The 7789-nt window shown below is 69.2% G+C and carries 6 protein-coding genes and 1 pseudogene; 4 read left to right on the top strand and 3 right to left on the bottom strand.

What is annotated here, in order from left to right:
• Positions 1 to 759 precede the first annotated feature (759 nt).
• From EST92_RS29935 to EST92_RS29925, 3 genes are all read left to right on the top strand, one after another.
• Entirely contained in the window at positions 760 to 1101 is a 342-nt protein-coding gene (locus EST92_RS29935; protein WP_129283826.1) for a hypothetical protein, read from the top strand.
• The gene (locus EST92_RS29930) at positions 1098 to 1403 is read left to right on the top strand and encodes a hypothetical protein (protein ID WP_129283825.1); all 306 of its coding nucleotides are present in this window, start codon (positions 1098 to 1100) and stop codon (positions 1401 to 1403) included. Before EST92_RS29935 ends, EST92_RS29930 begins: the two co-directional genes overlap by 4 nt.
• Before the next feature lie 959 nt (positions 1404 to 2362).
• Complete coding sequence (locus EST92_RS29925) at positions 2363 to 5101, top strand: DEAD/DEAH box helicase (RefSeq protein WP_129283827.1); 2739 nt, start codon at positions 2363 to 2365, stop codon at positions 5099 to 5101.
• A 267-nt stretch (positions 5102 to 5368) separates the two neighbouring features.
• Here EST92_RS29925 and EST92_RS29920 read toward each other — a convergent pair whose 3' ends face one another.
• Both EST92_RS29920 and EST92_RS29915 read right to left on the bottom strand, forming a co-directional pair.
• A complete protein-coding gene (locus tag EST92_RS29920) occupies positions 5369 to 5599 on the bottom strand; it encodes a hypothetical protein (protein WP_129283824.1) in 231 nt (76 codons plus the stop codon).
• On the bottom strand, positions 5596 to 5853 hold the full coding sequence (locus tag EST92_RS29915) for an MW1434 family type I TA system toxin (protein WP_129283823.1): 258 nt from the start codon (positions 5851 to 5853) through the stop codon (positions 5596 to 5598). Before EST92_RS29915 ends, EST92_RS29920 begins: the two co-directional genes overlap by 4 nt.
• A gap of 90 nt (positions 5854 to 5943) precedes the next feature.
• Here EST92_RS29915 and EST92_RS29910 point away from each other — a divergent pair, with 90 nt between their 5' ends.
• On the top strand, positions 5944 to 6303 hold the full coding sequence (locus tag EST92_RS29910; RefSeq protein ID WP_254069142.1) for a hypothetical protein: 360 nt from the start codon (positions 5944 to 5946) through the stop codon (positions 6301 to 6303).
• Positions 6304 to 6426: 123 nt separating this feature from the next.
• Here the strand turns inward: EST92_RS29910 and EST92_RS32650 are convergent.
• Positions 6427 to 6753 (bottom strand): annotated as a pseudogene (locus EST92_RS32650) (DUF4277 domain-containing protein); the annotation flags it as partial.
• Between the last annotated feature and the right edge of the window lie 1036 nt (positions 6754 to 7789).

The following is a 7789-nucleotide window of genomic DNA, read 5'->3' as shown; positions in this document are numbered from 1 at the left end:
CTCCTCCGGAGAAACGACGCACGATCCTACGGATCGTAAAAGACGCACCCGCCTCCGGCGGGTGAACAATTCCTCCGGAATTGTTTTGTGAATTCCTCCGGAATTCACCGCAACCGCTTTCAAGAAATCCGGCTGGTTTGGCGGGTGCGGGTGCGCTGGTGGTGAGGTTCAAGCTGGCTGGCTAGAGGAGAGGGTGACGGTGTGCCTGATTCTGACGGTGGGTGGGATGAAAGGTGATGGGCTGCCAGGCCCTGATGCGCCATCACCAGACTTGCAGTCTATCGGCTCGCGGTGGGCTTGCACGCCAGACCTTACCAGGAACCACCCTTTCGAGTCCACTCCTGCGAACCCCTGCATTACTCCGTGATGCAGGGGTAGGGTTTGTGAAACCACGGCACTACCACCCAGGGACAGAAGATCTCGGGCATTCCTCACAGGAAGGGCCGCCCGATGCCGGTAGAGAATTTCACTGGAACTCATCCTCGGCCATCCGGAGATGGTAGCGAATCTCCGTCCTCTTCCAGTACCCCGCACCAGGCCCCTGGTGGAGGCGTCGGGCTGGGAGGCCTACGAGCCCAAGCGGGACGGAGCCGGCTCGGCGTGGGCCGCTGGGCGCAAGACCAGGCGCGAGGAGGCCCTGGCCGCGGACCTCGACACCGCTCCCCCGTACCCGCCCGCTCGACCTGACCGGGCTCGGGACGGCAGACTCCAAGCACTGCCGGAAGGAATACAATGACCGCACAGACACACACTCCAGCGGTGGCACCGATCCCCCGCACGATCGACGGCATCGCCGACGCCCTGCCATCCGCCAAGCGCCTCCAGTTCAACCGGGAGGCACGCACCACCGACCTCGCGCAACTGGACGAGTGCCTGTCCAAGTGGTGGAGCGAGGCAGTCAGGGAAGCCGCCTCCCCCTCCAAGGACCTCCCCCCGGACGACCCACAGCTGTCGTCGATGACCGTCCTGTTCATCGAGCGCATCGCGGCCGGCGGAGCGATCGACTGGACCGAGATGGAGACCATGCGCGCCCGCAAGGGAGCCCGATACATCGACTGGGCCGCCATCGACCGGGCGCGCGCCGCCGCTGGAGCAGCGTGAGCGACGCGTACGGCCACGACGACGAGGAAGGCTGGCCGGTCATCCCGTCCGAGCGAGCCAAAGCCGCGCTGAACCGCGCCGCCATCAACGACGTGGCCGCGTTCTCCTCGTTCATCGCGATGACCGTGGCGATCAGCGAGGCCCACGAGATGGGCATCCAGCCACCCGGCGCACGCATCGACAACGAGGCCGCCGGAACATGGACCATCGACATGCCACACGGCCACGGACTGGCCCGCTACACCTACACCGGCAAGCCCCCGACAATCCTCGACGAGGTCGTCATGCCCCACCTCGACTGATACCCCCGAGCCCCCGGCAACGGACCCCGCCGGTCCCCCGCAGCCGGAGGCTTCGCCGGCTCCGGGAGACGGCCGAGGAACTACTGCGGTCTCCGCGGCCGGCGGAGCTCGATCTGGTGGCGTCGGATCCGGAGAAGCTCGCCGCCATGGGGGCGGCGCGGCATGCCTAGCGGCGGCAGGTGCAGGCCCTGATGGAGTCGTCGGGCCGGGCTGTGTACGAGCCGGAGAGGGAAAGCGTCGGGTGGGGCATGGGCGGCGGAGCGTGCAGCCCGGCGGGAGCAGGCGATTGGCGCGCATGCCACGCGCCTGGGCAGGGAAGCGGACGGGGTGCGCACGACCCGGGGGCGACGGGAACCCGGCGGAGAGGCAACGCGAGCCACCGGCGGGCCTCAGGAGCCACAGGGCTGATGGTCACCGCCCTGTCAGGGAGACCACGCTCGGTGCTGACAGGGCGGCTCGGCGGCTCATCCACCGGCTCCATAAGACATCCCGAGCCTCGATTCCGGTACCGGGGGAACTCGCAACCACCCAGGAGGAGCAGCGCACTTGTTGCGATGTAAGAGGCGGCGACCCGGCGGCCGCACCTGCACCACCTCGTCTTCGACCGCGCCCGCTCGGCGTGGGCGGCAGAGCGGGCAGCCCGGCGAGAGCAGGCCATCGCTGCGCATGCCACGCGCCAGGAGCGGCGCCGTGAGGCCGCGGACATAGTGCAGGCGAGGTGTGGGCCGAGGTGTGAACCGAGGTGTGGCTGGCCGCGGGGGCAGGGCCGGCTGCTGCGGCAGGCCGCGACCCGTGCGGGGCTGACCCGCCGGAGATGCTCGTGCAGCTGACGGGCCGGGCGGTGGGCGGCGCGGGGTCCGTCGAACCGTTCATTCCGTCGCGCTGATTCTCCCCCGGAATTGCGGATTCGTTGAATTGCCGGATTGTGGAAATGGAGGGGCCCGGGAATGGGCAACAAGATGGGTGAGATTCTGCTTTTCCCGCATCAGGTGGAGTGTGTTGATGCGGTTATCCGGGGTCTTTCGGGGCCGCTGGACGGGGTGATGCCTGCCCGGGGGTTGCGTGGGCAGGTGGTGTCGGCGACCGGGACGGGCAAGACGATCTCGGCGGCCACGGCGGCGCTCAGGATGGTGCCCCGGGGGCTGGTGGGGGTGTTGGTGCCGACGCTGGATCTGCTGACGCAGACGGTTCAGGCGTGGCGGGCGGTAGGGCACAAGGGGCCTGCGGTGGCGGTGTGTTCGTTGGGGGCGGACCCGCTGCTGGAGGCACTGGACGTACGGTGCACGACCAACCCGACGCAGCTGGCGCTGTGGGCCGGGAGCGGGCCGATGCTGGTGTTCGCGACGTACGCCAGCCTGGTGTCGCAGGGCCTGGAGGACGGCCAGGACGGCGACGAGGAGGGCGCGGCCGACGAGGAGCGTGCGGGGGCGCCTGGGGTCCTGGAGCAGGCGCTGCGCGGCTCGTACGGTCAGCGGATGAGTCCGTTCGACCTGCTGGTGGTGGATGAGGCACACCGGACAAGTGGGGCAATTGGCAAGGCGTGGGCGGCTGTTCACGACCAGGATCGGATCCCGGCGGCACGGCGGCTGTATATGACGGCCACGCCGCGCCTGTGGGCCCCCGCAGTGGCGGGCGCCGGGGCGTCGGGCCCGGAGGGCGCTGAGAGCGGCTCTGAGGGCGACTCAGGGGCGCTGGGCGGGCGGTTGGTGGCGTCGATGGATGACGTCGAGTTGTACGGGCCCGTTCTGTACGAGCTCGGTCTGATGGAGAGTGTGGAGCGGGGCATCCTTGCCAGTTTTCAGGTGGATGTGCTGGAGATCCGCGACCCCGAGGACCCGGGCGAGTACGCGGATGCCGAGGAGCAGCGGGGCCGGCGGCTGGCGGCGCTCCAGGCGGCGCTGCTCAAGCACGCGGACACCACCGGCGCCCGGAACTTCATGACGTTCCACTGGCGCACGATCGAGGCGATGGCGTTCGCGCGGGCCCTGCCGGAGACGGCCGCGGAGCTGCACGAGACGGACCCGGCGATCTACCCAGGGCGGGTGGGAGCGGAATGGTTGTGCGGGGAGCACTCGGCCGCCCACCGGCGGGTGGTGCTGGACCGGTTCGCCGACGGCCTGGACGCGGACGGCTGGGTGACCGAGCTGGGCATGCTGGCCAGCTGTCGGGTGCTGGGCGAAGGGGTCGACATCCGCGGCAAGCGCGGCGTGGACGCCGTCGTGTTCGCGGATACCCGCTCCTCGCCGGTGGAGATCGTGCAGATCACCGGCCGCGGCCTGCGCCAGGCGCCGGACGAGGGGAAGGTGGCGCGGCTGATCGTGCCGGTCTTCCTACAGCCCGGGGAGGACCCCGAGGACATGATGGCCTCCGCCTCCTACCGGCCCCTGGTCGCTGTGCTCCAGGGGCTGCGTGCACACGACTCCCGGCTCATCGAGCGCATGGTCCTACGCACTGCCAGCTCCCGTGGGAAAGCCACCTCGGTAGTGGCCCTCGACCCTGGGCGCGAGGAAGACGAAGAGGGCGAGGAAGGGCAGCCGGAGGAGGAGCAGCTGGCCGCCGGCGATGCCGGGGAGGGTGAGGACCAGGACGTCGAAGAGCAGGACGAGACGGTCGCGGCCGCCGTCGGCGACGATCGGCGGCCCGCCGGCGGCGAGGACGAGGACCAGGAGGACGAGGACGACCGCGGGGGTGTGCCGCTGCTGCGGTTCTCCCTGCCGCGCAACCCCGACGTCATCGCCGCCTTCCTGCGCACCCGTGTGCTGCGGCCGGACAGTGAGGTGTGGCTGTCCGGGTTCAACGCCTTGCGCAAGTGGGTCGAGTCGCAGGGGCACGCGCAGGTGCCGATGGACACCGTCGTGCCGATCTGGACGACCGACAGCAACGGTGACGGCGACGGCGGCACGTATGCGCTAGGGGCGTGGGTCAGCGAGCAGCGCCGCGCCTTCCGGGCCGGGGCGCTGCGGGCGTGGCGGGCGGAGCTGCTGGACGAGCTGGGGATGGTCTGGTCGGTCGTCGATGCCCGCTTCTACAAGAACCTCGCCGCCGCCCGGGACTACTTCGCGGTGCACCGGACGCTGGCCGCGCCGAAGGACGCGGTCATGGACGGGGTAGCGGTCGGCCAGTGGCTGGCGAACCTCCGGAAAACGGGTGGGCTAGGCAAGGACGAGGACCGCGCCACCGAGCGCCGCGAGGCGCTGGAGCGGATCGACGAATACTGGAACCCGCCGTGGCCGGTCGTCTGGCAGCAGCGCTACGCCGCACTCGCCGCAGTGCTGGACGACGGGGCCACCCTCGCGGAGATCCTGCCCGGCGTGACCGTCGGCGGCCAGGACATCGGGACATGGCTGCACGCGCAACGCACGGGGTGGGAGCAGCTGCGCGACGGGCAGCGCGAGCGCCTGGCCGAGCTCGGCGTCGAACCGCTGCCGGCCACCGAGAAGGAGCCGCCGGCGAAGGCGGCGACGGCCCGTAAGGGGGTCTCGGCGGCCTTCGAGCGGGGCGTCGCGGCCCTGGCCCAGTACAAGGCCCGCGAAGGGCACATGAAGATCGCAAGGACCCACGTCGAGACCGTGGTGGTCGACGACAAGGAGCACGCGGTCAAGCTGGGCGTATTTCTGTCGAACACCAAGACCAGGCGCGGCAAGCTCAACGCGGGCAAGCTCCAGCAACTCGCTGAGCTGGGACTCGAATGGGCATGAAGGACATCGCCACGACGACCGGCACCATCGTGCCGGGGAGCGCGATCGAGGACGCTGCATAGTCCGCGGCCCAGTGTGACCCCCATCCATGTGAACGGCAACGGACCGGATCAGGGCCACAGTATGTTCGCGGAAGACGTGAACACACCCCTCAGCGACACGGCGGGGCCAGAGCAACGGGCTGCACAAGCGCCCGGCCGCGGCGGCCCCACAGGTGCAGCACCCCGAACCCGACCGGCCCGTACTGCGCATCCCCTTGGACTGCCGCTACTTGACTGTGCGGGTGCGGCGTCCGGGGGGAGGAGGCTGCGGCAGCGGTTCGGCGTTATCCGGGAGCGACATGTGGTGCCCGCATGCGAAGAGCACCATCCGGTCCAGGGGTTTGAGCGTCGCTTTCCCGGGGGTGTCGCACTGGGGGCAGTAGGTCGTGCTCCCGTGCGCGTAGGCCCAGTGGAAGTCTGTCCACTCGGTGCGGGACAGCTGGCGCGGCGTCGTCATCGCTCCTCCCGCCCGTCGATGTCGTACCAGTCCTCGGCGAGCAGTCCGGCGTGTGAGGGCTGCACGCCGACCTGGACGGTGCCGTTCGCAGTGACGAACCGCAGATGGGCCTCAAGAGTGCGGTCCCGGTTATCGGGGGTAAGGCAAGAGGCTTCAGGCTCCAGGTACACGTACTTGCCCGGCTGTATCCAGCTACGCCGGGCCATACGCCGACCGTCGTGTCTCATCAGCTCCAGCGCGGCGGAGAAGTTCATGCCGGGGAGCGTAACGCTCCACACACTCGCGCAGCGACCCTTCCGACAGACCTTTGCGCATGTGCACAGTTGAGACACATACGACGCCGAATGCCACTACGCCCAAAGGTCATCTACGGGTGGGGGCTCCGCCGGACCGAGACGTCCAAGCTGGATGTAGTGGACTTCGGGAGGAACGCGAAGGCTCCGCAGTTCGGCCGGTACGGCACGCTCAACGTCCGCTACGGCAAAGCGAAGAAGGGGCAGCCGCCCCGGCGTCGCAACGTGCTGTCGGTGATGGACTGGGCGGTGGAGGCGGTCGCCGACTATGCGGAAAACGTGCGGCCGCGGTTCGGCTGTGAGGACCACCCTGCGTTGTGGGTGACCGAGCGGGGCGGCCGGGCGGCCATCGCGGACAGGTTGTTCATGGCGGCGATGACCTGGGAGACTTCGGCCGCCCCGCCTTCGTAGGCGCGGTGGAAGATGGGCACTCCACCGTCCCCTGTGACAGCGAGTCCGGCCTGGATCTGCTTCAGATCCGTGCGCCGGTCCTTGGGATGGCCGTATGCCGGGGCGGGGAAGTTCCAGTGCGCGGGCGAGCCGGTCGTCGTTGAGGATGTCCGCGGGCAATCCGAACACCTCCTCCACTGCCCAGTCCCGCGCCCAGTGGGCCACGTGCTGCAACGGAAGAGGGCTGGTCAGACGATTGGCGACCAGCGCCTCGATGACCTGGCCGTGGGTGGCCAGGGCCGTCTGCCCTATCGGGCAGGCCCGGCCGGCAGTCCCAGCCACATTCATCCGTCGCAGGAAACCCGCGACCACCGGAAGCGCACCCAGACGCTTCTCCACCACACCCGACACCGCCACCTCGGTCCGCGGACGCAGAGCCGAACGACGAGGCACACCCGATGAGTTGCTCATACCAGGAGAGAGACCGAGAACCACCGATCATTACGCGACTACCGGCACATTCGAGTTGCGTCCCTCTTCGCAGGGTCGCTCGGATGGTTGGGCTGCTGGCGTTCGGGCCCTGCGACCGTGGCGGCGGCCGTAGGGCGGGGCTGTGGATGAACGGCTTGTAGTACAGGTGCAAAACCTTGACCAACAGGGTCGGTCAGCGAAGGCGATCGCCAGGACGCTGGGGGTGGGTCGCGCGGATGTCGTCGGAGTGCTCAACGATGCCGTGCAAGTTGCGGCGCCAGGTCATGGCGAGCCGCGTTGCTGGGTGAACACCGGCTGGAGCCGCAGCGTGGATCTTGAGGGTGCGCCGCAGTGGACTGGCTTGGACCCCGGGGCTTGCGATGCCGAGGAGGGACGCGGCCTTGTCGCCCTGCTCGTCGCCGCGGACAGCGCGCGCTCCGCGAAAGCGCAGGTCGCCGGGTTCCTGCTGGATGTGTGGTGCCTTGGGGTGAAGAACGCGCTGCCTCCGGAGGCGATGGCCCCGAGTCGGCTGACCACGCACCGGCACGCCTACTTCAGCGCCTTCGAGGGGCATGTGCAGGTTCCCGCCGAGCTTGTCCGTTCCCTGGTGTTCGGCGCTGCCGCCTACGCTCGTGAACTCGGGTTCGCTCCCCAGGCGGACTTCGAGGCCGCCGCAGCTGTGCTCGGCGAGCCCGCCGGTCCCTGCCCGATCCGCTTCGGCCGTAACGGCAGGCCCTCTACATCAACGGCCCCTACGACGATCCCGAGGCGATCGTGCGAACGTTGCGCCGCACCGTCGGCGACGACGGCTTCCACTCCTCCGTCGCCTTCCCCAAGCAGCCGCGACGCCGGCTGTTCCGGTCACACCGGTAGCCACCCGAGGTGCATGACCGGCCGGTTCGGGCTGTCCACAGGCCGGACGTCGAGAGCACATCGGCACGTGCGAAATCCAGGGCTAGTACTGCAATCACAGTTGTGTGTGGTTGGGTGGGTGTATGACTGAGCTCGGGGTGGGGTTGGTTGAGGAGTGGGACGA

The sequence above is a fragment of the Streptomyces sp. TM32 genome (assembly GCF_004122755.1).
Lineage (GTDB): Bacteria > Actinomycetota > Actinomycetes > Streptomycetales > Streptomycetaceae > Streptomyces > Streptomyces sioyaensis.
Note: the sequence above shows the minus strand (reverse complement) of the source record. Positions and strands in the feature narration are given on the sequence as shown.